This window comes from Nocardioides currus (genome assembly GCF_003057875.1).
GTDB classification, from domain to species: domain Bacteria; phylum Actinomycetota; class Actinomycetes; order Propionibacteriales; family Nocardioidaceae; genus Nocardioides; species Nocardioides currus.
In genome coordinates this window covers 125174-152013 of sequence record NZ_PYXZ01000003.1, presented here as the reverse complement: position 1 = coordinate 152013, position 26840 = coordinate 125174, and the positions used below count along the sequence as shown (strand labels likewise).

Annotated in this window: 33 protein-coding genes; 14 read left to right on the top strand and 19 right to left on the bottom strand. The window is 72.5% G+C overall.

The window, feature by feature from the left end:
- Nucleotides 1-9: 9 nt before the first annotated feature.
- A complete protein-coding gene (locus C7S10_RS09535) occupies nucleotides 10-516 on the top strand; it encodes an ATP-dependent zinc protease family protein (protein ID WP_108344204.1) in 507 nt (168 codons plus the stop codon).
- 82 nt (nucleotides 517-598) lie between these two features.
- On the opposite strand, the gene C7S10_RS09530 is transcribed toward C7S10_RS09535, so the two are convergent.
- Genes C7S10_RS09530 through C7S10_RS09520 form a run of 3 tightly spaced genes read right to left on the bottom strand, consistent with a single transcriptional unit; the run spans nucleotide 599 to nucleotide 2776 of the window.
- Complete coding sequence (locus C7S10_RS09530) at nucleotides 599-1339, bottom strand: FkbM family methyltransferase (protein ID WP_108344203.1); 741 nt, start codon at nucleotides 1337-1339, stop codon at nucleotides 599-601.
- A 40-nt stretch (nucleotides 1340-1379) separates the two neighbouring features.
- Complete coding sequence (locus C7S10_RS09525; RefSeq protein WP_108344202.1) at nucleotides 1380-2183, bottom strand: polyphosphate polymerase domain-containing protein; 804 nt, start codon at nucleotides 2181-2183, stop codon at nucleotides 1380-1382.
- Nucleotides 2180-2776, bottom strand: a complete 597-nt coding sequence (locus C7S10_RS09520) for a DUF4956 domain-containing protein (protein WP_108344369.1) — start codon at nucleotides 2774-2776, stop codon at nucleotides 2180-2182. The genes C7S10_RS09525 and C7S10_RS09520 overlap by 4 nt, the downstream gene beginning before the upstream one ends.
- A 179-nt stretch (nucleotides 2777-2955) precedes the next feature.
- Here C7S10_RS09520 and C7S10_RS09515 point away from each other — a divergent pair, with 179 nt between their 5' ends.
- From C7S10_RS09515 to C7S10_RS09495, 5 genes are all read left to right on the top strand, one after another.
- Nucleotides 2956-3909 (top strand): phosphodiester glycosidase family protein, encoded by a 954-nt coding sequence (locus C7S10_RS09515; protein ID WP_108344201.1) that lies wholly within the window; start codon nucleotides 2956-2958, stop codon nucleotides 3907-3909.
- Between the two features lie 5 nt (nucleotides 3910-3914).
- The gene (locus C7S10_RS09510) at nucleotides 3915-5099 is read left to right on the top strand and encodes a glycosyltransferase family 2 protein (RefSeq protein WP_165807100.1); all 1185 of its coding nucleotides are present in this window, start codon (nucleotides 3915-3917) and stop codon (nucleotides 5097-5099) included.
- Between the two features lie 34 nt (nucleotides 5100-5133).
- The gene (locus tag C7S10_RS09505; protein WP_108344199.1) at nucleotides 5134-6651 is read left to right on the top strand and encodes a carbohydrate-binding domain-containing protein; all 1518 of its coding nucleotides are present in this window, start codon (nucleotides 5134-5136) and stop codon (nucleotides 6649-6651) included.
- 33 nt (nucleotides 6652-6684) lie between these two features.
- A complete protein-coding gene (locus C7S10_RS09500) occupies nucleotides 6685-7131 on the top strand; it encodes a hypothetical protein (protein ID WP_108344198.1) in 447 nt (148 codons plus the stop codon).
- 196 nt (nucleotides 7132-7327) lie between these two features.
- The gene (locus C7S10_RS09495; protein ID WP_108344197.1) at nucleotides 7328-8293 is read left to right on the top strand and encodes a succinylglutamate desuccinylase/aspartoacylase family protein; all 966 of its coding nucleotides are present in this window, start codon (nucleotides 7328-7330) and stop codon (nucleotides 8291-8293) included.
- Here the strand turns inward: C7S10_RS09495 and C7S10_RS09490 are convergent, their stop codons facing one another.
- The 3 genes from C7S10_RS09490 to C7S10_RS09480 form a co-directional block, all read right to left on the bottom strand.
- A complete protein-coding gene (locus tag C7S10_RS09490; protein WP_108344196.1) occupies nucleotides 8294-9061 on the bottom strand; it encodes a WXG100 family type VII secretion target in 768 nt (255 codons plus the stop codon).
- A complete protein-coding gene (locus tag C7S10_RS09485) occupies nucleotides 9058-9381 on the bottom strand; it encodes a hypothetical protein (RefSeq protein WP_108344195.1) in 324 nt (107 codons plus the stop codon). Before C7S10_RS09485 ends, C7S10_RS09490 begins: the two co-directional genes overlap by 4 nt.
- A gap of 102 nt (nucleotides 9382-9483) precedes the next feature.
- Nucleotides 9484-10170 (bottom strand): hypothetical protein, encoded by a 687-nt coding sequence (locus C7S10_RS09480; protein ID WP_108344194.1) that lies wholly within the window; start codon nucleotides 10168-10170, stop codon nucleotides 9484-9486.
- Nucleotides 10171-10221: 51 nt separating this feature from the next.
- On the opposite strand from C7S10_RS09480, the gene C7S10_RS09475 reads away from it, so the two are divergent.
- Complete coding sequence (locus tag C7S10_RS09475; RefSeq protein WP_108344193.1) at nucleotides 10222-10410, top strand: hypothetical protein; 189 nt, start codon at nucleotides 10222-10224, stop codon at nucleotides 10408-10410.
- A gap of 24 nt (nucleotides 10411-10434) precedes the next feature.
- Here C7S10_RS09475 and C7S10_RS09470 read toward each other — a convergent pair whose 3' ends face one another.
- From C7S10_RS09470 to C7S10_RS09460, 3 genes are all read right to left on the bottom strand, one after another.
- Nucleotides 10435-10788: a hypothetical protein gene (locus C7S10_RS09470; protein WP_108344192.1), complete on the bottom strand. Its 354-nt coding sequence runs from the start codon at nucleotides 10786-10788 to the stop codon at nucleotides 10435-10437.
- Nucleotides 10789-10850: 62 nt separating this feature from the next.
- Nucleotides 10851-12314 (bottom strand): peptide MFS transporter, encoded by a 1464-nt coding sequence (locus C7S10_RS09465; RefSeq protein ID WP_108344191.1) that lies wholly within the window; start codon nucleotides 12312-12314, stop codon nucleotides 10851-10853.
- Nucleotides 12315-12351: 37 nt separating this feature from the next.
- Entirely contained in the window at nucleotides 12352-13305 is a 954-nt protein-coding gene (locus tag C7S10_RS09460) for a helix-turn-helix transcriptional regulator (RefSeq protein ID WP_108344190.1), read from the bottom strand.
- Between the two features lie 61 nt (nucleotides 13306-13366).
- Between C7S10_RS09460 and C7S10_RS09455 the strand changes: the two genes are divergently transcribed.
- On the top strand, nucleotides 13367-14128 hold the full coding sequence (locus C7S10_RS09455; RefSeq protein ID WP_108344368.1) for a DinB family protein: 762 nt from the start codon (nucleotides 13367-13369) through the stop codon (nucleotides 14126-14128).
- 1 nt (nucleotide 14129) lies between these two features.
- The gene (locus C7S10_RS09450; protein ID WP_108344189.1) at nucleotides 14130-14813 is read left to right on the top strand and encodes an alpha/beta fold hydrolase; all 684 of its coding nucleotides are present in this window, start codon (nucleotides 14130-14132) and stop codon (nucleotides 14811-14813) included.
- 74 nt (nucleotides 14814-14887) lie between these two features.
- Here the strand turns inward: C7S10_RS09450 and C7S10_RS09445 are convergent, their stop codons facing one another.
- From C7S10_RS09445 to C7S10_RS09435, 3 genes are read right to left on the bottom strand one after another with little or no spacing between them, the layout of a single operon-like run.
- Entirely contained in the window at nucleotides 14888-15079 is a 192-nt protein-coding gene (locus C7S10_RS09445; RefSeq protein WP_108344188.1) for a hypothetical protein, read from the bottom strand.
- A 1-nt stretch (nucleotide 15080) separates the two neighbouring features.
- Nucleotides 15081-16064 (bottom strand): SDR family NAD(P)-dependent oxidoreductase, encoded by a 984-nt coding sequence (locus tag C7S10_RS09440; protein WP_108344187.1) that lies wholly within the window; start codon nucleotides 16062-16064, stop codon nucleotides 15081-15083.
- Nucleotides 16064-16504: an SRPBCC family protein gene (locus tag C7S10_RS09435; RefSeq protein WP_165807099.1), complete on the bottom strand. Its 441-nt coding sequence runs from the start codon at nucleotides 16502-16504 to the stop codon at nucleotides 16064-16066. The genes C7S10_RS09440 and C7S10_RS09435 overlap by 1 nt, the downstream gene beginning before the upstream one ends.
- A 58-nt stretch (nucleotides 16505-16562) precedes the next feature.
- Here C7S10_RS09435 and C7S10_RS09430 point away from each other — a divergent pair, with 58 nt between their 5' ends.
- Together C7S10_RS09430 and C7S10_RS09425 are read left to right on the top strand one after the other, a co-directional pair.
- The gene (locus tag C7S10_RS09430; RefSeq protein ID WP_243395291.1) at nucleotides 16563-16919 is read left to right on the top strand and encodes an ArsR/SmtB family transcription factor; all 357 of its coding nucleotides are present in this window, start codon (nucleotides 16563-16565) and stop codon (nucleotides 16917-16919) included.
- Between the two features lies 1 nt (nucleotide 16920).
- Nucleotides 16921-17403: an SRPBCC family protein gene (locus C7S10_RS09425; protein ID WP_108344184.1), complete on the top strand. Its 483-nt coding sequence runs from the start codon at nucleotides 16921-16923 to the stop codon at nucleotides 17401-17403.
- A gap of 89 nt (nucleotides 17404-17492) precedes the next feature.
- Here the strand turns inward: C7S10_RS09425 and C7S10_RS09420 are convergent, their stop codons facing one another.
- From C7S10_RS09420 to C7S10_RS09410, 3 genes are read right to left on the bottom strand one after another with little or no spacing between them, the layout of a single operon-like run.
- Entirely contained in the window at nucleotides 17493-17966 is a 474-nt protein-coding gene (locus tag C7S10_RS09420; protein WP_207769314.1) for an MOSC domain-containing protein, read from the bottom strand.
- A gap of 8 nt (nucleotides 17967-17974) precedes the next feature.
- Entirely contained in the window at nucleotides 17975-18985 is a 1011-nt protein-coding gene (locus tag C7S10_RS09415; RefSeq protein ID WP_108344183.1) for an aldo/keto reductase family protein, read from the bottom strand.
- Nucleotides 18986-19013: 28 nt separating this feature from the next.
- Nucleotides 19014-19511, bottom strand: a complete 498-nt coding sequence (locus tag C7S10_RS09410; protein WP_108344182.1) for a cupin domain-containing protein — start codon at nucleotides 19509-19511, stop codon at nucleotides 19014-19016.
- A 78-nt stretch (nucleotides 19512-19589) separates the two neighbouring features.
- Here C7S10_RS09410 and C7S10_RS09405 point away from each other — a divergent pair, with 78 nt between their 5' ends.
- Nucleotides 19590-20672 carry a WD40/YVTN/BNR-like repeat-containing protein gene (locus tag C7S10_RS09405; protein ID WP_108344181.1) on the top strand — a complete coding sequence of 361 codons (1083 nt, stop codon included), beginning with the start codon at nucleotides 19590-19592 and terminating at the stop codon, nucleotides 20670-20672.
- 67 nt (nucleotides 20673-20739) lie between these two features.
- Nucleotides 20740-21357, top strand: a complete 618-nt coding sequence (locus C7S10_RS09400) for a class I SAM-dependent methyltransferase (RefSeq protein ID WP_108344180.1) — start codon at nucleotides 20740-20742, stop codon at nucleotides 21355-21357.
- Between the two features lie 3 nt (nucleotides 21358-21360).
- On the opposite strand, the gene C7S10_RS09395 is transcribed toward C7S10_RS09400, so the two are convergent.
- Nucleotides 21361-22461 (bottom strand): WXG100 family type VII secretion target, encoded by a 1101-nt coding sequence (locus C7S10_RS09395; RefSeq protein ID WP_108344179.1) that lies wholly within the window; start codon nucleotides 22459-22461, stop codon nucleotides 21361-21363.
- Nucleotides 22462-22557: 96 nt separating this feature from the next.
- On the opposite strand from C7S10_RS09395, the gene C7S10_RS09390 reads away from it, so the two are divergent.
- Nucleotides 22558-23364: a DEAD/DEAH box helicase family protein gene (locus C7S10_RS09390; RefSeq protein WP_108344178.1), complete on the top strand. Its 807-nt coding sequence runs from the start codon at nucleotides 22558-22560 to the stop codon at nucleotides 23362-23364.
- 69 nt (nucleotides 23365-23433) lie between these two features.
- On the opposite strand, the gene C7S10_RS09385 is transcribed toward C7S10_RS09390, so the two are convergent.
- The 3 genes from C7S10_RS09385 to katG all read right to left on the bottom strand — a co-directional run bounded on the left by C7S10_RS09385 (nucleotide 23434) and on the right by katG (nucleotide 26811).
- Complete coding sequence (locus tag C7S10_RS09385) at nucleotides 23434-24051, bottom strand: maleylpyruvate isomerase family mycothiol-dependent enzyme (RefSeq protein WP_108344177.1); 618 nt, start codon at nucleotides 24049-24051, stop codon at nucleotides 23434-23436.
- Between the two features lie 14 nt (nucleotides 24052-24065).
- A complete protein-coding gene (locus C7S10_RS09380; RefSeq protein ID WP_108344176.1) occupies nucleotides 24066-24563 on the bottom strand; it encodes an FBP domain-containing protein in 498 nt (165 codons plus the stop codon).
- A gap of 73 nt (nucleotides 24564-24636) precedes the next feature.
- On the bottom strand, nucleotides 24637-26811 hold the full coding sequence (gene katG, locus C7S10_RS09375) for a catalase/peroxidase HPI (RefSeq protein ID WP_108344366.1): 2175 nt from the start codon (nucleotides 26809-26811) through the stop codon (nucleotides 24637-24639).
- Nucleotides 26812-26840: the final 29 nt, after the last annotated feature.

Genomic DNA, 26840 nt, shown 5'->3' with positions numbered 1-26840 from the left:
GATGGGGGGATGGCTCCCACTCATCCAACCAGCACCACTGCGGTGGTCGCCGGGTGGCGTGAATGGATCTCCCTCCCGGGCATCGACGTCGAGTGGATCAAGGTCAAGCTCGACACCGGCGCGCGGTCGAGCGCGATCCACGCCTTCGACATCGAGGAGTTCACCCGCGACGGCGAGCCCTGGGTGCGGTTCTCGGTCCACCCGTGGCAGCGATCGCGCGAGGACTCGGTCGACGTCGAGCGCCCGATCCACGACCGCCGCCAGGTGCGGTCGTCGACCGGCCACGTGCAGGAGCGCCACGTCGTGCTGATGGACATCACCCTCGTCGGGCGCACGGTCACCGCCGAGGTCACGCTGACGAGCCGCGACCAGATGGGCTTCCGGATGCTGGTCGGCCGCGAGGCGTTGCGCCAGGGCTACCTGATCGACTCGCGCCGGTCCTACCTCGGCGGTCGGCCGAAGAAGGCCGTACGCCGCCGCAACCGCGGCCTCGCCTCGCCCCCGCCCGCCGGGTAACGCCAGGAATCGAGCACTCCCGCCACCACCAGTCGTGGCGGGAGCGAATGTTTCCTGGCGTTACCCGCGGTCAGGGGAGGGCTCAGGCCAGGCGCGCGAACACGTCGCCGTGGCGCTCGCCCACGAGCTCGGGGAGCCGCTCGAGCAGCTCGGGACCGTCCAGCCAGTCGGTCGCCAGCGCGTGCTGGTCGAGCGGGGAGACGCTGTAGGTGTAGGGGCCGAGCTGCTCCAGGCTCTCCACGCACTGCGCCGCCATGTGCAGCGCGGGGCCCTGCACCTCGAAGGAGATGACGGGGACCTGCTTCGACAGGCCGCGGAGGACGTCGGGCTCGAAGCCCTCGACGTCGATCTTCACGTAGTGCGGGAGGCCGTGCTTCTCGATCAGGAGGTCGAGCGTCGAGACGTCCACGGTCAGGGTCTCGCCGCTCCACTGGTTGGACAGGTGCTGCTCGCGCGCGATGTCCATCCACTCGGTCGAGAGCGTCGAGAGGATGTCGGCCGAGCCGAGGTGGAGCTCGGCGGAGCCCGGGTTGGCGCCGACGGCCACCTCCTCGATGTCGAGGCGGTAGCGCTCGTGCAGCGTCTTCGCCAGCGACGGGTTGGGCTCCACCGCCACCACACGCCCACCGAGCTCGAGGAAGACGCCGGTGTAGCGGCCGTCGTTGGCCCCGATGTCGAAGACCAGGTCACCGGGCCCGACGAACTCGCTGAAGTACGTCCGGACGCGGTTGCGGTGCGCCGCCGCGTCGGGCCGGAAGAGCCGGTTGTAGGCATTGCGCACGGGCTGGTAGAGCCCCAGCCGCGCCAGCATCCCCTTGATCATCGACGGAACGTAGCAACGGCCTCCGGGCGCACGGCCGGGATCACAGCAGGATCCCCTCGTGTGGGTACGGCGCCGCGGAGACCCCGAGGTCGCGCGCCAGCACGCGGTGCCACTTCAGGCGCGGCACGTCGTGGAGGGCGGCCACGCCCACGCCGTACTTGCTGATCGAGACCGGCCGGTGCCCGCGCGCCCACAGCAGCCGGTCCATAGAGGACGGGGTCGAGCCGCCCTTGGTCTCGACGATGGCGAGCGCCGGCCGGTCGAGGTCGCGGCTCGTCGGTCCGTCGTGCGCGGCCAGCCAGGTCCAGCCGAGCTCGGTGTCGACGGTGACGCGGGTCGGGCGGGTGCCGGGCAGCAGCAGGGTGGCGCGGTCGTACGACGTCGCGAGCACCGGCCGCAGGTCGCGGGCCCGCACGCCGTCGACGCGGGCGCCGGCCAGCGAGGCGTCGACGAACGACGCGCCGGCGTCGTCGAGCGCGGCCGCCTCGAGGTCGGGGTGGGGCATGCGCACCTTGGTCGTCACCTCGCGGGCCGATCGGGTCTTGACCTCGAGCCACGAGCCGCCGGAGTCGAGGTAGGCCCGGCTGCGCACCTTCCAGCGCCGGCGCCGGCGCTGACCGGCGACGCGGTAGCTCGCGAGGTCGGGGGTGTCGAGGTAGACCGAGCGGTAGCCGTGCGTGCGGCGGCCGTCGAGCTCGAGCACCCGCGTCCCGGTCGGCGCGGCGGCGAGCAGGTCGGGGAGCAGCGCGCGCGGCACGACGTACTTCCGGTCGACGCGCTCGAGGAGCGAGGCGCGCTCGACGAGCTCGGCCAGGCCGATGGGGGCCAGCCGGTCGAGGCTCATGCCGCGTCCACGATGCGCTCGTGGGTGACGGCCGTGCGCTCGTGGGTGACGGCGCGCGGGGAGTAGCGCACGCGGACGAGGGTGGTGTCGTTGACCAGGTCCGTACGCCGCACGCTGACGTCCTCCACCCGCGCGCCCAGCAGCATCTCGAGGTGGGCGACGAGCCCGGCCTCGTGGGTGAACGCCCGCTCGACCAGCACCTCCTGGGTGCGGCCGGACCCGACGACGCGCGGGTGGTCGCCGACGAAGATGCTCGCCAGCACCGCCAGCATCAGGGCGCCCGAGAGCCACGAGGCCGTGGAGAGCAGGCCGCCGATGAGCCCGAGGGCGAGGGCCGCGAAGTAGTAGGCCACCTCGTGCTGGGCCAGCTCCTCGGAGCGGAGCCGGATGATCGACAGCACGCCGAAGAGCCCGAGGCCGAGCCCGGCGCCGACCGTCCCGGAGCCGAGGGCAGCGGTCACCGCGACGACCCCGATGTTGACGCCGAGGAAGGCGACCACGAGCTCACGCCGCCCGTGGCGTGGCACGAAGAGGGCGAAGACGAGGACGAGGACGGCGACCACATCGGCGGCGAGCATGGCGTACTGGGACATCGAGGACTCCTGGGATCGGTGGATCGAGGACGCCATCGCATCGCGCCAGCTTGGTGATCGGCTGCGATCTCGCTGTGGCTGGCCTGTGAAGCGGCTCCACACCGCGCCGACGGCCGCCGCACAGGGTCCGAACAGGCGGGCGCACGAACGTCGGGGGCTCCACCACGACAGGAGTCCCCATGCCGACGACATCGCCCGCCAGACCATCCACCCCCACCCGCCGCGGCTTCCTCGCGGGCGGCCTCGCCGCGCTCACCCTCAGCTCCGGCGGGGCCGCCTGGGCGCTCGACCGCTACGTCGTCGACCACGTGGAGGTGGCCGACGCCTCGGCGTACGAAGCGAGCCAGGGCAGCACCGGAGCCGAGCTCGACACGTCGCAGGCCGTGCTCACCGACGACAGCTGGAGCGCCGACGGCACGACGATCACGGTGAAGGAGGTGACCACCGGGTCGGGGGACCAGCCGGTGACCTACTTCGTCGCCGACCTCGTCCTCAGCGACGCCACCGTCCTCCGCTCGGCCTTCGCCGACGACTCCTTCGGCACCAACATCGTCGACGAGACCTCCGACATCGCCGGGCAGAACGACGCGATCTTCGCCATCAACGGCGACTACTACGGCTTCCGCGAGACCGGCATCGTGATCCGCAACGGGGTCGTCTATCGCGACGCCGGCGCCCGCGAGGGGCTGGCGTTCTACCGCGACGGCCGGGTCGCGCTCTACGACGAGACCGCCACCGACGCCGCCTCGCTGGTCGACGACGGCGTGTGGAACACCCTGTCCTTCGGCCCGGCGCTGGTGTCGGACGGCCGGGTCCAGAGCGGGATCGACGACGTCGAGGTCGACACCAACATCGGCAACCACTCGATCCAGGGCGACCAGCCGCGCACCGCCGTCGGCGTGGTCGAGGACAACCACCTCGTGCTCGTCGTGGTCGACGGCCGCTCGACCGGCTACAGCGCGGGCGCCTCGATGACCGAGCTCGCGACGCTGATGCAGGGCCTCGGGGCGGTCACCGCCTACAACATCGACGGCGGCGGTTCCTCGACGATGTTCTTCGACGGCGAGGTGGTCAACCGGCCGAGCAACGGCGGCGAGCGCGGCACCTCCGACATCCTCTACGTCAAGGGCTGAGCTCCGTGTCCACGCCGACCGTGCTCATCCCCGCGCTGCGCCCCGGACCCGCCCTCCTCCGGACGATCGCCGACCTCCGCACCGCCCGCCCGGCCTGGGCGCTGGTGGTCGTCGACGACGGGTCGGGTGCGGCGTACGCCCCGGTCTTCGACGACGCCCGGACGCTCGGCGCGGACGTCCTCACCCTGCCCCGCAACGGCGGCAAGGGCGCCGCGCTCAAGGCCGGCTTCGCGCACGTCGCCCGCACCAGACCGGGCTCCGCCGTGGTCTGCGCCGACGCGGACGCCCAGCACGCGCTGCGCGACATCCTGGCCGTGGGCACGCGGGTCGACGCCGCCCCGGGCGTGCGCCGCATCGTGCTCGGCACCCGCACCTTCGACGGCCACGTGCCGCTCCGCAGCCGCGTCGGCAACGACGTCACGCGCTGGCTCTTCACCGCGGCGACGCGTCGCCGGCTCACCGACACCCAGACCGGGCTCCGCGGGATCCCGGCCGACCTGCTCGGCTGGGCGTGCACGGTGCCGGGCGAGAGGTACGAGTACGAGCTCCAGGTGCTGCTGCGGGCCGGGCGTGCCGGGATCGAGCTCGACCCGGTCCCGATCGCGACCATCTACCTCGACGACAACACCACCTCCCACTTCCGCCCGGTCGCCGACTCGGTGCGGATCTACCTGCCCCTGCTCGCCTTCCTCGCCTCCGCGCTCGCGGCCTTCGCCATCGACACCGTCGCCCTGCTGACCCTCGAGGCCCTGACCGGCGACCTGTTGCTGGCGGTGCTCGGGGCACGCCTGACGAGCGCCGGTGTGAACTTCGCCGTCAACCGTCGCCTCGTCTTCGACGCGCGCCACGTGCGAGGTGCTGCGTGGCGCTACGCCCTGCTCGCCGCGAGCCTGCTGGCCCTCAACTTCCTGCTCCTGACCGGGCTCACCGGTCTCGGCGTCCCCCTGCTCGCGGCCAAGGTGCTGACCGAGCTGGCCCTCGTCCCGACCAGCTTCGCCGCCCAACGGCACCTGGTCTTCGTGACCGGATCGTCGGACGTCCACCGGGACGTCCGGCGAGGTGGTCGCCGGGACGGCCGGACCGTCGGACGTCCCGCGTCACGTCCGACGACGTGGCTCACAGGAGCCTCACAAGGTGACCCCACCTCGCCGACAGGTCACCCGACCACCATCGACACCACCAGCCGCTGAGACCGGCACCGAGACCTTCGAAAGGCCGCACCCCATGCGACTCCCCAAGCCCACCACCCGGCTGCGCCAGGCCCTCGCCGGCACCCTGGCCGCCACCCTCCTCGTCGGCTGCGGCACCACCGTGGCCAGCGAGACGAGCGGCTCCACGTCCGGCACCTCCAGCACCGCCAGCTCGGTCGTGGCCACCGACGCCACCACGGTCGGCGGCGCCCTCGGCGACGACGTCGAGGTCGAGACCGGCGACATCTCCTACGACGAGGCCGACGCCGTCGACGTGACCCTGTCCGGCACGTCCGGCACCTCCGACAGCGACGCCGTCACCAGCGAGGACGGCACGGTCACGATCTCCGCGGCCGGCACCTACGTCCTGAACGGCGACCTCGACGGCCAGGTCGTCGTGGACAGCAGCGGCGACGGGGTCGTGCGCCTCGTGCTGGACGACGCGTCGATCACCTCATCGACCACGGCGGCGATCGACGTCGTCGACGCGGAGTCGGTCGTGGTGGTGCTGGCGGACGGCTCCAGCAACGCGCTGGCCGACGCCGCGACGTACGACGACACGAGCGAGGACGCTCCGACCGGTGCGCTCTACTCCACCGCCGACCTGACGATCGGCGGCAGCGGTTCGCTCACCGTGACGGGAAGGAGCAACAACGGCATCGTCGGCAAGGACGGGCTGGTCATCACCGGCGGCTCCATCGACGTCACGTCGGTGGACGACGGGATCATCGGCAAGGACTACCTCGCGATCACCGACGGCACCGTCACGGTCGACGCGGTCGACGACGGCATCAAGTCCGACAACACCGAGGACGCCGGCGCCGGGTTCGTGCTGATCGAGGGCGGCGACGTCACCGTCACCTCGCAGGACGACGGCATCAAGGGCGTCCAGGTGCTCGTCGCCGGCGGGACCATCGACGTGGCCGGCTCCACCGAGGCCATGGAGGGCTCGCTCATCATCATCGACGACGGTGACATCGAGCTGCACTCCGCCGACGACGGCGTGAACGTCGCCTCCTCCGACGACGGCGCCGCCACCGACGGGCAGGCCGGCATGGGTGGCGGGATGGAGGCCGACGAGTCGCTCCACCTCTACGTCAACGGCGGCACCCTCGAGGTGTGGGCCAGCGGCGACGGGCTCGACTCCAACGGCTCCGCCACCATCACCGGCGGTGACATCACCGTCTACGGCCCGACGACCGACGGCAACGGCGCGCTCGACGTCAATGGCACCTTCGAGGTCACCGGCGGCACGCTGATGGCGGTCGGCAGCGCGGGCATGATGGTCGCCCCGTCGACCGACTCCGCCCAGGGCTGGCTCGCCACCGCCCTCGCGAGCACCGCCTCCACCGGCTCCGAGGTCGTCATCACCGACGAGTCGGGCGCCGAGGTCGCGGCGTACACCCTGGAGAAGGACGCCGCCTCCGTCGTCTTCTCGTCGGCCGACATCGAGCAGGGCGCGACCTACACCGTCACCGTCGACGGCACCGCGACCGAGGTCACCGAGGGCGTCGCACCCGCCGGTGGCCGCGGCGGCCCGGTGGGCGGCTGACCCATGACCACCCACCCCACGAAAGGTCCCACCATGAGCACCACCGACACCACTCCCCCCGCCTCCGAGATCCCCATCGACCCGGTCGACCAGCACCCCGCCGACCGGCGCCCCGAGGCCAGGAAGCGCCGCCTCCCCCGCGGCCGCACGGCGATCGCGGCCGGGGCGGTCGTGGCGGGGCTCGCGATCGGCGGGGCCGGCTTCGGCGCCGGGTACACCGTCGGGCACACCGGCAGCGAGACCACCACGACCACGCAGCAGTCGGGCTTCCCCGACGGCGGCATGCGTGGACCGGCCGGCCAGATGGGCACCCCGCCCGACGGCCAGATGGGCGGGCAGATGGGCGGCATGCCCGGCCAGTCCGACGACTCCACCCAGGGTGGCAGCAGCGGCACCGCGCCCGACTTCGACGGCGACGGCCAGCCCGACACCGACTCGGGCGCCGACTCGGGCACGGACGGCTCGACCAGCAACAGCTGACCCAGACCGGCCCGTCCCGTCCACCCCGCCGCCCCCGCGGGTGCGCCGGGGCGGGCCTCACCACGGCCCCGCCCACGCGAGCAACGGGTCGAACATCGCACTCCCGCCCCCATCAGTGGGGGCGGGAGTGCTGCTCTCGACCCGTTACCCTCACCACCGTGACCATGCCGACCGCCCGCCGCGCACCGGGGTCGTAGTGGCACGCGAGTCCTTCGCCATCGGCAGCGTCCGGATCCGGGCCGGCTCGACCCGCAACCTCGAGCTGCCGATCACCCGGCTGGTCACGGGGTCCGACGTCAGCCTGCCGGTGCGCGTCGTGCACGGGCGCGAGGACGGGCCGACGGTCTGGCTCAGCGCGGCGATCCACGGCGACGAGGTCGTCGGGGTCGAGGTGATCCGGCAGGTGCTGGCGGGGCTCGACCCCAAGTCGTTCCGCGGCACGCTCGTCGCCGTACCCGTCGTCAACGTCCTCGGCTTCATGGCCGGCGACCGTTACCTCCCCGACCGCCGCGACCTCAACCGCTCGTTCCCCGGCTCGGCCCGCGGCTCGCTGGCCTCGCGGATCGCGCACCTGTTCATGACCGAGGTCGTGGCCAAGTGCGACGTGGGTCTCGACCTGCACACCGGCTCCGACCGGCGCTCCAACCTGCCGCAGGTCCGCGCCGACCTCGACGACGCGCTGACCCTCGAGCTCGCCCAGGCCTTCGGCGCGCCGGTGATGCTGCACGCCGGCATCCGCGACGGCTCGCTGCGGCACGCGGCCCGCGAGCAAGGGGCGAAGGTGCTGCTCTACGAGGCCGGCGAGTGCCTGCGCTTCGACGCCTGGGCGATCGACGCGGGCGTCATCGGCGTACGCCGCGTGCTGGCCGCCCTGGAGATGACCGAACCGGTCAACGAGCCGGCGCCGCCGCCGTCGATCGAGTCCCGGGCGAGCGGCTGGGTGCGCGCGCGCCGGACGGGGATCCTGCACCTCGACGCGACGCTCGGCCAGCACGTCACCGAGGGCGAGCGGCTCGGGGCGCTGCACGACTCCTTCGGCAAGACGCTGCGACTGGTGCACGCCAACCGCACCGGCATCGTGATCGGGCGCACCGAGCAGCCGCTGGTCAACTCCGGCGACGCGCTCGTGCACGTCGCCGACGTGACCACACCGGTGGACTGATCACCACCGCGGGCCGTCGACCCCCTGCTCGAAGCAGGTCTCGGGCTCGACGGCGATCTGCGCAAGCGCGATCGCGGGCGGCTTCCAGTCGCCGTCGATCGGCACCAGCGCGTGCACGACGTAGCCCTGCACCGCCTTCACCAGCCGCTTCTGCACCAGGCCCAGGCTCTTGACCCAGGTCTGGTAGATCCCGAGCGCGAAGTCGATCCGCCGCAGCTCCAGCGCCAGCTGGGCGAGCTGGGTGGCGATCCGCGCGCTGACGATCCCGGCCCTCGCCGCCGCGGCGGCGGCACCGGCGGCGACCGAGGCCCCGAGGGTGATGATCGCGCCGGCCGCGCTGACCGCCAGCGAGATGGCCGCCCACTCGACGAGCTCGTGGATCAGCTCGCGCACGACCATCTCCGTACGTCGCACCGCCACCGCCGCCTCGTCGAGCAGCCCGGCCACGTCGCGGGCGCGCCGGGAGATCTCGGTGAGGTCGCGGACCACGTCGTCGACCGCCCGATCGAACGACCCGTGCGCGAGTCCCTCCCACTCGCCGCCCACCCGGGCGAGCGACGCACGCTCGTCGTCGGCGACCTGGGTCAGCGCCTCCGCCATCATCCGCCAGCGCCGGGCCGTCTCGTGGACCTGCTCGTCGTCGCCGACGACCATCTCCCACCGCTCCACCAGAGGTCGGACCAGCGGGCGCATCACGGCGGCGACCTCGCCGCCGAGTGCGCCGAGCCGGGCCTCGAGGTCGAGGGCCGGGGCGACCGCGGCCGTCACGACTGGCCGCCCAGCATCGCGCTGAACCGCTCGGCGACCTCGCGGTCGACGTCGCGGTAGAGGTCGCGGACCTCGCGCACGCCGTCGCCGAGGTCCTCGCAGCGCTGGGCGACGTCCCAGATCCCGGCCCGGGTCGCGCGGTCCGCCTCGCGGAAGGACGCGACGATGTCGCGGGCGGGCAGGATCATGCCCAGCGCATCCGGGTCGAGCGCTGCCTCACGACGCTGGTGCTGGATCCGGATCAGGGTGTTGCGCGCATGGCGCTGGTCGGCGGCGGTGCGGGTCAACGCCCCGAACTCGGCGTGCAGTCGGCTGGTCATCGTGTCCTCCGTGGGTGATCGCTGGGATCGGTCTGGGTGGAGGAAGAGTTCCCGGGCACGTCCGGGTCGGAAACGAGCGAGTCGTCGGCTGTGGAGAACCGCTCAGCGCCAGCGGTCGCGCGCGCTCGGGACGGGGCCGGCGCCGGGTTGGCCGACCTTGACCTCGCGGCCGTAGGACCACCCGTCGATCAGCGGCAGGTGGTCCCCGCTCCAGAACGTGCCGGGGTCGAACCACTGCGCCCGCCGGTCCAGCGCCAGGATCCCCATGTCCTGCAGGGTGGTCGCCACGACCTCGGCGCAGAAGGCCTGCTCGGGGCGCACCTTGACCCCGCGCTTGCGGCGCGCGACGTAGGCGTCGCGCCCGCGGAACCACTTCGCCGCCAACCGGGCCGTGCTGGGGAACGAGACGCCGTCGAGGCGCGCCACGGCCTTCATCGCGGCGTCCTCCTCCGCCCGCCCGACCTCGGGGGTGAGCTGGCGCATCCACGCCTGCTGTCCGTAGGTGTCCGACCACCGGTCGACGGCCTCGCGGAGGTCGTGCAGCTGGACGCCGCGGTGGTGGCCACCCGTCCACACGTCCGTCAGCACCCGGGAGAGCTCGGCGTGCCACATCAGCGGTGGCAGGTCGTCGATGACGATCGCCATCCCGACGTGGTTGACCGGCGAGTTGGTCAGCGTGCGGATCGCGCGATCGGCGACGGTGCGACCACGGAACAGCCACAGGTCGCCGGTCCGGGTGAGGTCGACCGCCTGGCCGACCGTGATGGCCTCGAGGGGCTCGCCGTTCATGGCGGTCAGTCTGCACTGCCGGGGCGCCCACCGCGGCCCTATGCTCCGGACATGGCCAAGACGTTCGCGTGGTGGAAGCTCCTCGGCCTGGCGGGGGTGCTCGGCGGCGTCGCCACCGGAGCCGCGATCAGCCGCCAGGAACGGGTCCGGCGGTCCTACTCCGCCGACGAGGTCCGCGAGCGCCTGCACCAGCGGCACGCCGAGATCGAGGACGAGGACCGGCGCGACGACGGGGCCTGAGCCTCGCCGACGCCGGTATGCCGACTACTCCAGGTGCATCCCGCGCGACTCGGGGCCGGGGTCGCCGTCGAGGTCGAACGACTCGTCCTCGTCGGCGTCACCACCGAGCACGTCCTGGTCGGCCGGGATGGCGAGGGGGTCGTCACCGCCGACCATCGGTTCGTCGGTGACGGTGGCCGCGGGGTCGGGCTCCTCCTGCATCACCCGCATGCTGAGCGTCTCGTCCTCGACGTCGACCAGCTCCGCACCCCGAGGCTGGCGGTCCGGTGGGCTCCACGGCTCGTCGTCGCCCGCACTCGGGTCGTCGAGGTTGATGTCGGCGTCGGCCCGCTCGGTCTCGTCGAGCTCGGTCTCGCCCCAGTCACCTTGGTTGCTCATGCACCCACTGTGTCCCGTCACCGGATGCCGGACAAGGGCGCCCCACCCCGACGGGCATCGTGTCAGTCGACGCCCGCCATCAGCCGGTGGATCGGCTTGGAGAACGCCATCACCGCGGCGCCGGTGACGACCGCCGCGAGACCGATCCACAGGAAGAACGGGCCCTCGCTGGCCTCGTCGTAGTAGCCGGCGAGGGTGCCGGCCATCGCCGTACCGAGCGCGATGGACAAGAAGTAGAGCGCGACCATCTGCGTCGTGTACTTCTTCGGCGCCAGCTTGGTCGAGGCCGACAGACCGACCGGCGAGATGAGCAGCTCGGCGATCGTGAAGACCAACAGGATCCCGGCCAGGCCGAGGAGCGGGGCCGAGGCCTCGCCCGCGGGCATCGGCAGGAAGCAGAAGAACGCGAGGCCCATCACCAGCGTCCCCGCACCGAACTTCATCGGCGTCGAGGGCTGGCGCTTGCCGAGCTTGGTCCACAGCGCGGCGAAGACACCGGCGAGCACGATGATGAAGACGGGGTTGATCGACTGCACCCAGCTGACCGGCATCTCCCAGCCGAACAGGTCGCGGTCGAGCCGCTTGTCGGCATAGATCGTGACGACCGTGAACTGCTGCTGGTAGAGCGACCAGAAGACCGCGTTGCACAGGAAGAGCGGGATGAACGCGAAGATCCGGCTCCGCTCGGCACCGTGCACCTCGCGGTCGGCCAGGATCAGCGCGAAGTAGGCGATGGCCGCCACGACCGTCACGCCGATCACGATGTTGGCCAGCCGCTCGGCGGTGATCACCTCGACCAGCACCAGGACCACGACCAGGACGACGACGGCGGCCAGCCCCGCGGCGTACGTCGCCAGCGTCCGCGACCCGATCGGGTTGGTCACCTCGTTGGTCTCGTCGGGGAGGCGGTTGCGGAAGGCGGCGTACTGCGCCAGCCCGAGCGCCATCCCGACGGCCGCGGCGAGGAAGCCGGCGTGGAAGCCCCACTCCTTCTGGAGCAGCCCGGTGAGCAGCGGGCCGGCGAGCGCGCCGATGTTGATGCCCATGTAGAACAGCGAGAAGCCCGCGTCGCGGCGGGTGTCGTGCTCGTCGTAGAGGGAGCCGACCAGCGAGCTGGCGTTGGCCTTCACCCCGCCCGAGCCCAGCGCGATCAGCACCAACCCGACGCCGACGCCGAGCAGCCCCGGCAGCAGCGAGAGGGCGATGTGACCGAGCATGACGGTGGCCGCGGCGTAGAACAGCGTCCGCTCCGCGCCCAGCACCCGGTCGGCCAGCCAGGCGCCGAGGATGGTCGAGAGGTAGACCGCACCGCCGTACGCCCCGACGATCGAGGTCGCCGTGGCCTCGTCGATCCCGAGGCCGCCCTTGGCGGCGGAGTAGTAGAGGTAGATGAGCAGGATGCCCTGCATGCCGTAGAAGCTGAAGCGCTCCCACAGCTCGACGCCGAAGAGGTTGGCGAGCACGCCCGGCTGTCCGAAGAAGCCGGTGTCGTGCCGGGACCCGTCTGCAGTTCTGGTGTCACTCACTGACTCGACGTTGCCACTCGGGCGCCTCGATTCAAAGTCAGCCCGCGACGGACCGCGCCATCCTGGCCGCCACCTCGGCGACGGCAGCCCGCAGCTCCGGGCCGCCCTCCACCGTGAACTCGAAGGGCATCCCGGCCAGCCACTCGCCCGCCACCATCACCGGGTTGCTCGTCGTGCCGACGACCACGCAGCGGTCCTCGCCGAGCGGTTCGAGGCGGCCCATCGTGGGGCGCAGCCACGGCTCCACCTCGGCCGCCGGTGCGTGGAAGACGATCCGCGTCTCGTGGTCCCAGCCGGACGCGAGGTTCTCCTCCAGCACCCGCACCGGGTCGAGGTCGGGCGGCTGCTCGAACCTCCGCGTGCCCTCGCCGACCGACGTCACCCGGTCGATGCGGTAGGTCCGCACGGCGTCGGCGTGGTGGGCGAAGCAGAGGAGGTACCACCGCCCGTAGCGCACCACCACCGACCACGGGTCGACCTCGAAGGTGTGGCTGTGCCCGGCCGCGCTGCGGTAGCCGATCCGCACCTGCCGCTGCTCCCCCACGGCCTCCACGAGCGCGCTGGCCACGGCCGGGTCGGGCTTCGCCCACTTGTCGGGTACGGCGCGGGCGTGCTCGCGCATCGTCGCCGCCTGTCGCCCCACCTGCACCGGGAGGGCGCGGATGATCGTCCCGAGCGCGGAGCCGACCGGGTCGTCGGCGTCGGCCGCGGCGTGCCGGCCGTCGAGCACCGCCATCACCAGGCCGAGCGCCTCGGCGGCGGTGAACACCATCGGGGGCAGCCGCACGCCCCGGCCCAGCCGGTAGCCGCCGTACGGACCGCGCACCGACTCCACCGGGATCCCGGCGTCGCGCAGGATCGCGACGTAGCGACGAGCCGCGCGGTCGGTGACGCCGAGCCGCTCGGCGATGTCGTCGGCGGTGCAGCCGGGCCGGTTCTGGAGGATCTCGAGGGTGCGCAGCGCCCGCGCGGTCGGGCTGGTCTCGCTCATCTCGTCATGGTCGCACGGGATCAGGACGCAGATCGTCCGCAACCCCTCCTACGGTGGTCGCATGAACCGATCCACAGCCTCCCTGGCCAACGGTGCCCACATCGAGCACGCGGACCTGCGTGCGATCTCGTTCCACCACGTCCGCTTCCCCGGACTCGAGCTCGTCGACGTCGAGATCACCGGCGAGATCGACAACGTGACCATCAACGGCGTCGACATCGGACCGCTGGTCGACGCCGAGCTGGACCGCCGGATGCCGCTGCGGGCGAAGATGCACCCGAGCACGCCTCTGGAGTTCCAGGAGGCGTGGACCATCCTGGAGCAGCTGTGGACCGAGACCGAGGAGCGAGCCCGCCGGCTCCCGCCCGAACGGCTGCACGAGAGCGTCCGCGACGAGTGGTCGTTCATCCAGACGTTGCGCCACCTCGGGTTCGCGAGCGCGGCCTGGGGCGCCCGGATGGTGCTGGGCGAGCCCAGCCCGTGGCACCCGCTCGACCTGCCGTGGGACGAGGCGCCCGGCTGGGACGGCATCCCGTGGGACCGCGACGCGCGGCCCTCGCTCGACGAGGTCCTCGCCGTACGCCGCACGCGGCAGGCGATGATGCGTGACCTGATCACCGACCTGACTCCCGAGCGGCTCGAGGAGACGGTGACCCAGACCGCGCCCGGGTGGCCGCAGCTGGAGGACTTTCCGCTGCGGCAGTGCCTCTTCATCGTCGTCAACGAGGAGTGGCACCACCGGATGTACGCCGAGCGCGACCTCTACGCGCTCGAAGCAGACGCACAGGAATCAGACACCGCACCAACCACGGAGGAGAACTGACATGGACATCCTGCTCATCGCCGGCATGTGGCTCGACGGATCGGCCTGGGACGAGGTGGTGCCCGAGATCGAGAAGCTCGGCCACCGGCCCGTGGCGCTGAACCTGCCCGGACAGGGCGACGGCAACACCGCGGCGACCCTGGACGAGCAGGTCGCGGCGGTCGTGGCCGCCGTCGACGCGGCCGACGGGCCGGCGCTGGTCGTCGGGCACTCGGCCGCCTGCCAGCTCGCGTGGCTGACCGCGGACCGACGGCCCGAGGCGGTCGCCCGGGTCGCGCTGGTCGGCGGGATGCCGAGCCCGTCGGGCGAGAAGTACTTCGGGTTCTTCGAGCCCGTCGACGGCGTCGTGCCCTTCCCCGGCTGGGAGCCGTTCGAGGGCCCCGACTCCGACGACATGTCCGACGCGGTGAAGGAGTCCGTGGCCGCCGGGGCGATCGCGGTGCCGGCCGGCATCACCCAGGCGGTGGCCGAGCTGACGGACGAGCGCCGCTACGCCGTGCCGGTGACGATGGTCTGCCCGGAGTACACCCCCGAGCAGGCGAAGGAGTGGCTCGCGGCCGGCGACATCCCGGAGCTCGCGAAGTGCACCGACGTCGACTACGTCGACATCGACTCCGGCCACTGGCCGATGTTCACCCAGCCGGTCGAGCTGGCGCGGATCCTCGCGGACTGCGCGAAGGCCTGAGCACCACCCTCGACGTCATGCGGCCGGACCGACCGTGGCTCCGTCCGCATGACGTCCAGCGGATCCGGTCCCGCTCAGTCGTCGTGGGCGCCCGAGTCGACCTCGTCGGTGTCGACCGTGTCACCGACCTCGGCGTTGCCCGCGGGCTCGGCCTCGAGCGCCGCCTCCCGCTCGGCATCGTCGACGTGACGACCGGCACCGGGGAACGCCGAGTCCTGCTGCGTGCCGTCCGCGGCGTCCGGGTCGGACCACTGCTCGTCGCTCATCTCATGCGCCCTTCGTCTGGTTCGGCACCAGCCCGGTCGCCTGCGTGAGCCACGCCCACGCTGCGCTGCGCTGGTCCTGGGTGGATCGGGTCGTCGGCAGCAGGTCGATCGGGCGCTCGCGCCGGTCGTGCCAGAAGCGTCCGTCCGCGGGGGCGGGCTCCGTCGCGGCCAGCCACACGCTGGTGTCGGCGCCCTCGGCGTCGTCGCGCAACACCGGTCGCGTGATCGACCGGAAGCGCGGCAGCGACTCCTGCACGCCGGGGGTGTCGGCCCAGCCCGGGTGCATGGCCGAGAGGTGGATGCCGTCGAGGGACCAGCGGTCGGCCAGCAGCGGCAGCATCTCGACCTGCATCCGCTTGGACCGCGCGTAGGCCGTCGTCGGGGAGTAGTCGCCCTTCAGGTAGCCGGGGTCGTCGGAGCGCAGCGCCTGGCCGTACATCCCGCCGCTGCTCACCAGCACGACGCGCGCGCCGGCCAGCTGCGGGCGCAGCGCCTCCGTCATCACGACCGGCCCGAGCAGGTGCACGGCCATGCTCAGCTCGTGGCCCTGCGCCGACTCGGTGCGCTCGGGCGGCATCACACCGGCGTTGTGGACCACGGCCCGGATCGAGGGCAGCTCGTCACCGATGGCGGCGGCGAAGCGGCGTACGTCGTCCAGGTCGCCCACGTCGCAGCGCCGGACCTCCAGCGTCGCGGCCGGGAGCCGGCGCGCGATCTCGTCGCGGACCCGTGCACCCTTGGCCTCGTCGCGCACCACCAGGTGCACGGTGGCCCCGAGCTCGGCCAGTCCCTCGGCCGTGGCGATGCCGAGGCCGGAGCTGGCGCCGGTGACGAGCACGTGCTCGCCCGCCAGCGAGCCGGGCGCCGGGTCGGCGGGCCAGCCCGGCAGGGCGCGGCGCACCGCGAGGCCGATGCGGGTGTAGCCGAGCACCAGCGAGCGGTCCATCGCGGTGTCGAGGGCGCGGGACGCGATCGGCGCGCCCATCAGGCCGGCAGCCGATCGAGGCGGGCCTTCAGCTCGTCGACCGTCTTCCTCGCCAGGAACGGCAGGTAGGCGGCGACGACCGGCGCCGCGAAGCGCGCGGTGCCGGAGAACGAGAACTCGGCCGTGTAGGTCACCTCGGACCCGGTGCCGTGGGCGCGGACGCCGAGCACGTCGTGCCCGTCGAACTGCTCGTTGTGGCCGGTGAGGTGGATGCGCGTCGGACGCTCGAGCTCGACCGCCGTGTAGGTGATCTCCGACTCGCGGCCGAGGAACGTCGAGACGTTGCGGTAGGTCGTGCCGACGCCGCCGTCGCCCGAGACGCGTTCGCAGGAGACGGTCCCGGGGTCCCACTCCTCGGCGTTCGTGAAGTCCGCGAGGTAGTCGAAGACCGCCTCGGGTGGAGTCGTCGTGGTGAACGTGCGGGACACGGTGGGCCTCATGCGATCCACGCTAGCGACCCCTTGACAACCTACAACCATATGGTTGTACGTTTGTCCCGTGACCGACACCGCGGACCAGCACGAGGACCGGGCCGACGCCATGTTCCACGCGCTGGCCGACCGGACGCGACGCGACATCCTGCGCCGCGTGCTGGCCGGGGAGCACTCGGTCTCGGCGCTCGCGGCGTCCTACGACATGACCTTCGCCGCGGTGCAGAAGCACGTCGCCGTGCTGGAGAGGGCCGGCCTGGTCACCAAGCGGCGCAGCGGCCGCGAGGCCCTGGCCAGCGGTGACGTCGAGGCCGTGCGTTCGGTGGGCTCGATGCTCACCGAGCTCGAGACCGTCTGGCGCGGACGCATCGCCCGGATCGACGACCTGATCGCACCACCACCACCCACCGAGAGGAACCAGTGACATGCCCGTCACCGACGTCCAGCACGACCCCGACAACCTGACCCTGACGATCGTGGCCGACTTCGCGGCACCGGTCGAGCGCATCTGGGAGATCTACGCCGACGCGCGACAGCTCGAAAAGGTCTGGGGCCCGCCGACCTACCCCGCCACCTTCGTGGACCACGACCTGCGGCCGGGCACGCGCTCGACGTACTTCATGACGAGCCCGGAGGGCGAGAAGTTCGCGGGCTTCTGGGACATCACCGAGGTGGACGGCCCCTCGAGCTTCAGCTTCGACGACGGCTTCGCCGACCTGGACTTCAACCCCAACCCGGAGATGCCGGTCGGCAAGAACGTCTTCACGTTCACCGAGCACGACGGCGGCACCCGTGCCACCTACGTCGCCAGCCACACCAGCGCCGAGGACCTGCAGCGCGTGCTCGACATGGGCCAGGTCGAGGGCATGACCGAGGCCCTCAACCAGATCGACGACCTCGTCGCCTGAGCCTCGCCCTCGACGTCGGACGCGGGTAACGCCACAAACACAGCACTCCCGCCCCCACTGATGGGGGCGGGAGTGCATGGAACGTGGCGTTACCCGGGAGGTACGGCGAGGTCGACCGCGTCGCCGACCCGGATCGTGCCCGAGCCGAGCACCCGGAACACCGTGCCGGCGCGGCGGCGCAGGGCCTCCTGGGCGCCGCGACCGATCGTGTCGTCGAGCAGCTTGCAGGGCGCGGCGACCCGCACGGCCTCGAGCAGCACGTCGCCCACCCGGATCCGCGACCCGGGGTCGCGGGGCACGACGCCGTCGCTGATCGTGATGTTGCGTCGGGTCAGCTCCGCCGGCACGTCCCTCCCGAACACCTCCGCGGCCTCCGCCAGCGAGGTCGCGCTCTGCACCGTGACATGCCGGTGCCGCGTCCCGTGGTAGCGGTCGCCGACCAGGCCGCGCCCGGCCTCCGCCTCGACCACCTCGACGGCCCGCATGGGCAGCCGGGTGGCCTTCGCGATGTGGATCGAGGCGACGTGGATCGAGTCGACGTGGGTCGAGTCGACGGTGGGCACGAGCGGGTTCAGACGACGCGGCCCTTCGGGGCGTTCTCGGCCGTCTTGCCCGGGTCGCGCACGACCACGTCGCCGAGCGCCTCGTCGATCGCAGCCAGCGCGTCGGCGTCCAGCTTCACGCCGGCGGCCTTGACGTTGTCGGTGACCTGCTCGGGGCGCGAGGCCCCGACCAGTGCCGACGCGACGTTGTCGTTCTGGAGCACCCAGGCCACGGCGAGCTGCGCCATGGTCAGGCCCGCGTCGTCGGCGATCGGCTTGAGCGCCTGCACGCGGGTCAGGACGTCGTCGTTCATGAAGCGGCTGATCATGTCGGCGCCGCCCTTCTCGTCGGTGGCCCGTGAGCCCTCGGGCAGCGGCTGGCCGGGGACGTACTTCCCGGTCAGCACGCCCTGCGCGATGGGGCTCCACACGATCTGCGAGACCCCGAGCTCGGCCGACGTCGGGACGACCTCGTCCTCGATGACGCGCCAGAGCATGGAGTACTGCGGCTGGCTGGAGATGAGCTGGACGTTGAGCTCGCGCGCCAGCTCGACGCCGGCGCGGATCTGGTCGGCCGTCCACTCCGAGACCCCGATGTAGAGCGCCTTGCCCTGGCGTACGACGTCGGCGAAGGCCTGCATCGTCTCCTCGAGCGGCGTCTCGGTGTCGTAGCGGTGGGCCTGGTAGAGGTCGACGTAGTCGGTCTGGAGGCGCTGGAGCGAGCCGTTGATCGACTCCAGGATGTGCTTGCGCGAGAGACCGGTGTCGTTCTTGCCCTTCGGACCGGTCGGCCAGTAGACCTTGGTGAAGATCTCCAGCGACTCGCGCCGCTCGCCCTTGAGCGCCTCGCCGAGCACGGTCTCCGCCGCGGTGTTGGCGTAGACGTCGGCGGTGTCGAAGGTGGAGATGCCCGCATCGAGCGCGGCGCGCACGCACTGGGTGGCGACCTCGTTCTCCACCTGCGACCCGTGGGTCAGCCAGTTGCCGTAGGTGATCTCGGAGATCTTGAGTCCGCTGTTGCCGAGGTATCGGAAGTCCATGTCGCCAACCTACGGGGGACCGCCAGACTCAGACCCAGTGGTTGTCGTGGCGCAGCATGAACTCCGCCCGCTCCTCCTCGGTCATCGAGCGCCCGCTGGCGAGCGCCTCGAAGTAGTCCTCCCGTGGGCCGCCGGGGGTGAAGCTGAGCAGCATCTGCGCGTGGTCGGACCCCTTGAAGCCGTGGATGCCGCCCTCCGGGACGTAGAGGTAGTCACCCACCCCGGCGCTGACCCACGCGCGGCCGTCGTACAACCGGACCGTCCCACGCAGGACGTAGAAGTGCTCGGACATCGTGCGGTGGAAGTGCGGGTCGGGACCGGTCTCGCCCTCCCCGAACGTCCAGCGGTAGACGCCGAGGTTGCCGCGTGACCGCTCGCCCGTGACGAGGTACTCGCAGGTGCCGCCGCTCGCGTAGGTGAGGTCCGGTGGCGTGTCGGAGGGTCGGATCCAGGCGCTGGCCTCGCCCTCACCGTCGTAGACCTCCGGCGGGTAGCTCCTGGGGGATGACGACGACGGGAAGGACATGCCCGCCAGCCTGCCACCGGATCGCGGGTACGGCGAGGGCCGCTGGACAGCCCGCCGGGGCTCCGGCAGGGTGCGGACATGCGTACCCCTCTCGGGCTCGTCGCCCTCACCCTCGCCGCGTCCCTGACCGGATCCCTCGTCGCCCCCTCCTCCGCCGACACGGCCGACCGCGCGGAGGAGGCGAAGTACAGGTGGTCCACCACGGTGGTCGACGCCGACCAGAGCTTCCGCGGTCTCGACGCGGTCGATGCGACGACGGCGTGGGTCAGCGGCGCCAGCCTCACCGACGGCGGCGCCGCGAAGGTCTTCCTCACCACCGATGCCGGGGCGACCTGGCAGGACGTGAGCCCGCCCGACTCGGAGGGACTGAACTTCCGCGACGTCGAGGCCGAGGACGCCCTGACCGCGTCGGTGCTGGCGATCGGCGAGGGCGAGGCGTCCCGGATCTACCGCACCACCGACGGCGGAGCGACGTGGACCGAGACCTTCCGCAACACGGACCCGAAGGCCTTCTTCAACTGCATGGACTTCTCACGCGGGGGCAAGGTCGGGCTCGCGGTCAGCGACCCGGTCGGCGGGAAGTTCCAGATCGCCCGCACGAAGGACCGCGGTCGGTCGTGGACGGTGCTCGACGACCGGCGCATGCCCCGGTCGACGGGTGAGTTCAACTTCTCCGCCAGCGGGGACTGCCTCGTCTTCGCCGGGCGCAACGCCTACTTCGGCAGCGGCGGCGACGTCGCGCGGGTTTACCGCAGCACCGACCAGGGCCGCACCTGGGCCGCGTCCGAGACGACACTGCCGACCGGCGAGGCGGCCGGGGTCTTCGCCCTGGCCTTCCGCACTCCGCGCGCCGGCGTCGCCGTCGGCGGCGACTTCGAGGCACCGGACGACGGCACGGACGCCACGGCGCTGTTGCGCCGCGGCAACCGCTGGACCGCGGGCGGCGACCTGCGACACCTCGGCGAGGACGCGTCCTGGTCGCGGGGCATGCTGCTGGTCGTCGGCCAGGGCGGCGAGGACGGTGGCAGCAGCATCTCGCGTGACCTCGGCGCGACCTGGACGCGCTTCAGCAAGGCCGGCTTCCACACCCTCGACTGCTACGGCGCCGACTGCTGGGCCGCCGGCGGAGACGGCCGGGTGGGGACCGTGCGGATCGGCTGACGCGCCGACACTCTTGACGAGTGTCCCAAACCGGCGCGCGGTGCCAGACTCGGCGACAGGAGGTCGCATGGGCGAGGACACGCACCAGCACGCCGACGCGCTCGACTGGGACGAGCGCTACGGCGACGACCAGCTGTGGAGCGGCCACCCCAACGAGCAGCTCGTCGTCGAGGTCAGTGACCTCGAGCCCGGCACCTCGCTCGACGTGGGCTGCGGCGAGGGCGCCGACTCGATCTGGCTGGCCACCCGCGGCTGGTGCGCCACCGGGATCGACGTCTCGGCGCGGGCCCTGGGGCGGGCTGCCCGCGCCGCGGAGGTGGCGGGTGTCGAGGTGGCCTGGCGCCCGATCGGGCTCGAGGAGTTCGACCCCGTGACGCACGACCTGGTCATCGCGTTCTACCCCGCCCTGCTCCGCGAGGACGGCGCAGTCATCGAGACGCTGCTCGGCGCGGTCGCCCCCGGCGGCACCCTGCTCGCCGTGCACCACGCCTTCGTCGACCGCGAGGTGGCGCTGGAGCACGGCTTCGACCCCGACGACTACGTCGGCCACGACGACCTCGTCGCTGCGCTCACCGACCGCGACGGCTGGACGATCGAGCTGGCCGAGCAACGAGCGCGCACGGCGCCCGAAGGACCCGGCGCCCACCACCACACCGACTGCGTGCTGCGCGCCCGGAGGTCGTGAGCCTCAGCGCCGCCCCGGGAAGGTGTTGTCCCACGTCTCGACCAGTCCGTCGGGGCCGTGCCGCTTGAGCCAGCCGGGCGACGGGTCGGTCATCGGCACCTGGACGCCGAGGGCGCGCGGGCCGAGGCGCAGCGACTGCACGAGGTTGAGCGGCTCGCCCGTCGTCGAGTAGTTGCGGATCTGGCCCGACGCGGCGATCGCTGCCCGCTCCCGCGCATGCGGGTCGTAGAGGAACCCCACGGGGCTCAGCGGGTTGCTGCGCGTGAAGGCGGTCTTGGCGACGACCCCGGCCACGTTGCCGTCGCGGCCGCTCGCGATCAGGGCCCGGGAGAAGTCTGCGTCGCCGAGCCGCGCCGAGTTGAAGGTGACGGCGCGCGCCCCCGTCGCCACCGCACCGGCCGCGGCGAGGTGGCCGCCGAGCGAGTGCCCCACGATCGTCAGCTGGTCGGCGCCGACGCTCGCGGCCAGCCGACGCGACAGGGCGATGGCCTGCGCGCCCTGCGGCGACGGGAGCCCCAGCCCGTTGGGGACGTTGGTGCCGAGGTAGTCCGTCGGGTCCAGCCCGTCCGACCCCCGGAAGGACAGCACGGTGCTGCCGTCGGTGCCGCGATAGACCGTCGCCGCGAAGCCGGTGCGGTCGTCGCGCAGCATCTGCTCGGTGATGCCGAGGCGCTGCAGCTCGTCGCGACCCAGCGCGCGGTAGCGGCCGCCGGCCTCGGCGACGGTGCCACCGGGATAGGCGCCGATCGCGAGCGCCAGCAGGTCGCGGTCGTGCTGTCCGCCGATCGGGCTGCTCGCGGCGTACGGCGACGACGCGACCGCGACGGGTGCGGCCGTGGCACCGCCCGACCCGCTGACCCGGTCCTGGTCGGCCGCCTCCTGCATGGCCTGGCGGCCGAGCTCGCGCAGCCGGGTCGCGAGCGCGACGAGGGCGGGATCGTGGACGTGCCGCCACGTGTCGCAGAAGCCGGTGCTGTCGGCGCCCCGCCACGACCGCATCGCCAGGTCGTCGACCGTGCCGCGCAGGCGGGCGGCCACGTCGTCCATCCGGTCCGCGTCGGCGAGCAGGTCTCGGGCGAGGTCGCCGACGACCTCGGTGTCCATCCCGACCAGCGTCGTCGTGGGCCGAGTGTCGGCCCGGGCGGGTCCCGCCGGGAAGGATGAGGTGGGTGGAAGGTTCCGGACCGTAGGCTCGGGCGCATGTCGCGCGCCACCCGCATCCGCACGATCCTGCCCGCCTCGGGCCGCAACGCTGCGCTCGGCGCCACCATCGCCGGCACGGTGCTGACCGGACTGGCCGCGGCCCCCGAGCGGATCGGTCGGCTCTTCCGCCACCGCTACCCGACCGTCGCCGTCACCGGGATGACCGGGGTCGGCAAGTCCCAGCTCGCCGACCGGCTCTCGCGGCGTACGGCGAGCAACGCCGTGACCGAGGTCGGATCCGCCGTCATGGAGCGGCGCACCCGGCGCTCGGCCCGCCTGCACGGGTTCCGCTTCCTCGTCGTGCCCGGCGACAACGCCGCCACCCGGCTGGGTGCGCTCGACGAGGTGTTCCACGACGAGCCCGTCGACGGGGTGATCCACGTCGTCGCCAACGGCCACGCCACCCCGCGGCGTACGGCCGGGACCACCGGCGCGGCCACCGCGACCCGCGAGGAGCTGCTCGCCGCCGAGCTCGAGGACTGGTCGATCACGGCCCACCGGATCGCGTCGATGGCCGTCCGCCGGGACCGGCCGGTGTGGCTGGTGATCGCGGTGACCAAGGCCGACCTCTACGCCGACGACGTGGACGAGGCCCTGGCCTACTACTCACCGGGCAGCGGCTCCCCGTTCGGCGACAAGCTCGACGAGCTGCGTGCGCTGGCCGGCGGGGCACGGCTGTCGGTCGACGTGCTGCCCGTGTCCAGCCAGGGCGGCGACCGGAAGTCCGACCTGCCCGCCAAGCAGGCCAGCGCGATGGTGGACGCACTCGCGACCCGGCTGGCCCAGCTCAGCGGCCACGTCTGAGCCGGTCCCGTCCGTCATCCCGACCCGCACCGATGGGTCCCGGCGCGCATGACGGATCCCCCCGGCAGGTCAGTCGCGCAACGTGGCGAGACCCGGCCCGGCCAGGTCGTCCAGCGCGACCGTCCGGCCCGAGGTCGCGAGCAGCAGTGACAGCGCCGGGCCGCTGACCTCGGGGCCGTCGCCGATCGCGACGTCCGCGTCGGTGGCGACCAGGCGCACTCCCGCGATCCGCTGCCGGCCACCGCCCATCGCGACCGACGTGCGGGCCTGGTAGGCCAGCGACCGGGTGACCGCCTCGGGCGCGTAGGAGTGGGTGATGCCCAGCGGGCGGCGGATGTCCTCCCCGTGCACGACCTCCTCGACCAGGCGGCTGTCGAGCGGCGCGGGCGGGGTGTCGGTACGTCCGACGACCTTTCGCAGCCGGTCCAGCGTCTCGGCCGGGGAGTCGCCGAGCTCGCGCGCGACGCCGTTGGCGTTCTGCCGGTCGAAGTCGAAGCGCGCCCGGACCATCTCCCGCACGATCCCGAGCCGGGTGGTGCGGGCGTTGTTCACCAGGTGCGCCGCCACCTCGCGCACCGTCCATTCCCCGCACAGCGACTGCCGACCCCACTGCGTCTCGTCCAGCCCCGCCAGGTCCTCGACCAGGGCCGCACGCTCGGCGTGCACCAGCGACCAGGTGGCGTTCACTCGTGGGGAAGTCTTCATGACGCCTCCACCACGCGGCGTACGAAGGTGTCGAGGTTGGCCTGCACCCGCTCGATCCGCTTCTCGGTCGTCAGCGTCTCGACCGGCTGGACGCGGTCGGGGCGCTTGAGGTGGCGGGCGTAGAGCGAGCAGGCGAGGTCGGTGCACAGGTAGGTGCCGACCGTGTTGCCGGCGCGACCGGCGGCGCCGGGCCGGGGCGCGACCATCAGCGCGACGTCGGTCGTGGAGTGCACGGTGTGGCACAGCGCGCACATGTTCTGCCGCCCGGTCGCCCGACGGTCGGTGCTCAGCCGCATCACCAGGCCGGTGAGGGTCCCGCGCCACTGAGTCACGACGTACGCCGCGGCGGGGGCGCCCGGGTCGCGCCAGCCGAGGAAGTCGAGGGTGTCCCACGCGGTGTCCGCGAGGCCCAGGGGGACCCGCAGGCGCTTGGCCTCGCCCTGCGAGCAGTTCACGAACGACGCCCGGATCTCGGACTCGGTCAGCGCGATCATGCCCCCCAGTCTGCAGCGCCCCCGAACGACGACGGCGGCCGACCCCGAAGGGGCCGGCCGCCGTCCGTGACGATCAGCTGTGCAGGTCGAAGCGGTCGAGCTCCATCACCTTGGTCCACGCGGCGACGAAGTCGTGCACGAACTTCTCGTGCGCGCCGTCCGTGGCGTAGACCTCCGCGATGGCCCGCAGCTCGGAGTTGGACGCGAAGACGAGGTCGGCGCGGGTGCCCGTCCAGGCCCGGCCGTTCTCGCTGCTCTCGAACCGGTCGTTGGAGCCGGCGGGGCTCCACACCGTGTCGAGGTCGAGCAGGTTGACGAAGAAGTCGTTCGTCAGCTCACCCGGGCGCTCCGTCAGCACACCGTCGGTCGACGCGGCCGTGTTGGCGCCCAGGACGCGAAGGCCGCCCACCAGGACGGTGAGCTCGGGAGCGCTGAGGTTGAGCAGGTTGGCGCGGTCGACGAGGAGGTACTCCGCGGGCAGCTTGGCGTCGGAGCGCACGAAGTTGCGGAACCCGTCGGCCTTCGGCTCGAGCCACGCGAACGACTCGACGTCCGTCTGCTCCTGGGTCGCGTCGCCACGACCCGGGGTGAACGGCACCTCGACCTCGACACCGGCGGCCGCCGCCGCCTGCTCGACGCCCACGTTGCCCGCGAGGACGACGGTGTCGGCGAACGTGATGTCCGCACCGGCCGCGATGCCCTTGAGGACCTTGATCACGCCGTCGAGCTGCTGCGGGTCGTTGACCTCCCAGCTGCGCTGGGGCTCGAGCCGGATCCGGCCGCCGTTGGCGCCACCGCGCTTGTCGGAGCCGCGGAAGGACGACGCGGCCGCCCAGGCCGTCGACACGAGCTGGCTGACGGTCAGGCCCGAGTCGGCGATCTTCTGCTTCACCGCAGCGATCGTCTCGGCGGAGGCCGTGTGCGCCGGCGCCGGGATCGGGTCCTGCCAGAGCAGCTCCTCCGTGGGGACCTCGGCGCCGCGGTAGCGGGCGATCGGGCCCATGTCACGGTGCGTCAGCTTGAACCAGGCGCGTGCGAACGCGTCGGCGAACTCGTCGGGGTTCTCCAGGAAGCGGCGCGAGATCACCTCGTACGCCGGGTCCATCCGCAGCGCCAGGTCGGTGGTGAGCATCGTCGGGAGCCGCTTCGCCCCGCCCTCGTCGGGGGCCGGGATGATCGCCTCGGCGTCCTTCGCCACCCACTGCGCGGCGCCGGCAGGGCTCTGCGAGAGCTCCCACTCGTGCTCGAAGAGGATCTCGAAGAAGCGGTTGCTCCACTGGGTCGGGACGTCGGTCCAGGTGACCTCGAGGCCCGAGGTGATGGCGTCGGCGCCGACACCGGTGCCGTACTTGCTCAGCCAGCCGAGGCCGCCGGTCTCGATCGGGGCGCCCTCGGGCTCGGGGCCGACGTTGACCTCGGGGTCCGCGGCACCGTGCGTCTTGCCGAAGGTGTGACCGCCGGCGATCAGCGCGACGGTCTCCTCGTCGTTCATCGCCATCCGGCCGAAGGTGTCGCGGATGTCGTGGGCGGCGAGGATCGGGTCGGGGTTGCCCTCGGGACCCTCGGGGTTGACGTAGATCAGGCCCATCTGGACGGCGGCGAGCGGGTTGTCGAGCTCACGGTCGCCGGAGTAGCGCTGCTCGCCGCCACGGTCGCCACCGAGCCACTCGGTCTCCGGGCCCCAGTAGACGTCGTCGTCGGGCTCCCACGCGTCGATGCGGCCGCCGGCGAAGCCGAAGGTCTCGAAGCCCATGTCCTCGAGCGCGACGTTGCCGGTGAGGATCATCAGGTCGGCCCACGACAGCGCGTTGCCGTACTTCTTCTTCACCGGCCACAGCAGGCGGCGGGCCTTGTCGAGGTTGCCGTTGTCGGGCCAGGAGTTGAGGGGCGCGAAGCGCTGCTGGCCGGTGCCACCGCCGCCGCGACCGTCCTGGACGCGGTAGGTGCCGGCACTGTGCCAGGCCATGCGGATCATCAACGGGCCGTAGTGACCGAAGTCCGCAGGCCAGAAGTCCTGCGAGTCGTGCAGCACGGCGGTGATGTCGGCCTTGACCGCGGACAGGTCGAGCGCCTCGAACGCGGCGGGGTAGTCGAAGTCCGCGCCGAGCGGGTTGAGCACCGGCTGGTTCTTCGCAAGGATCTTGAGGTTGAGGCGCTCGGGCCACCACACCTGGTTGGCGTCACCCTCGGTGGGCCGCGGCTGGTGGTGGATGACCGGGCACTTGCCGGCGCCGGCCTCCTCGTTCATCTCCCCGACCTCGGCGTTGGCCTGGTTGC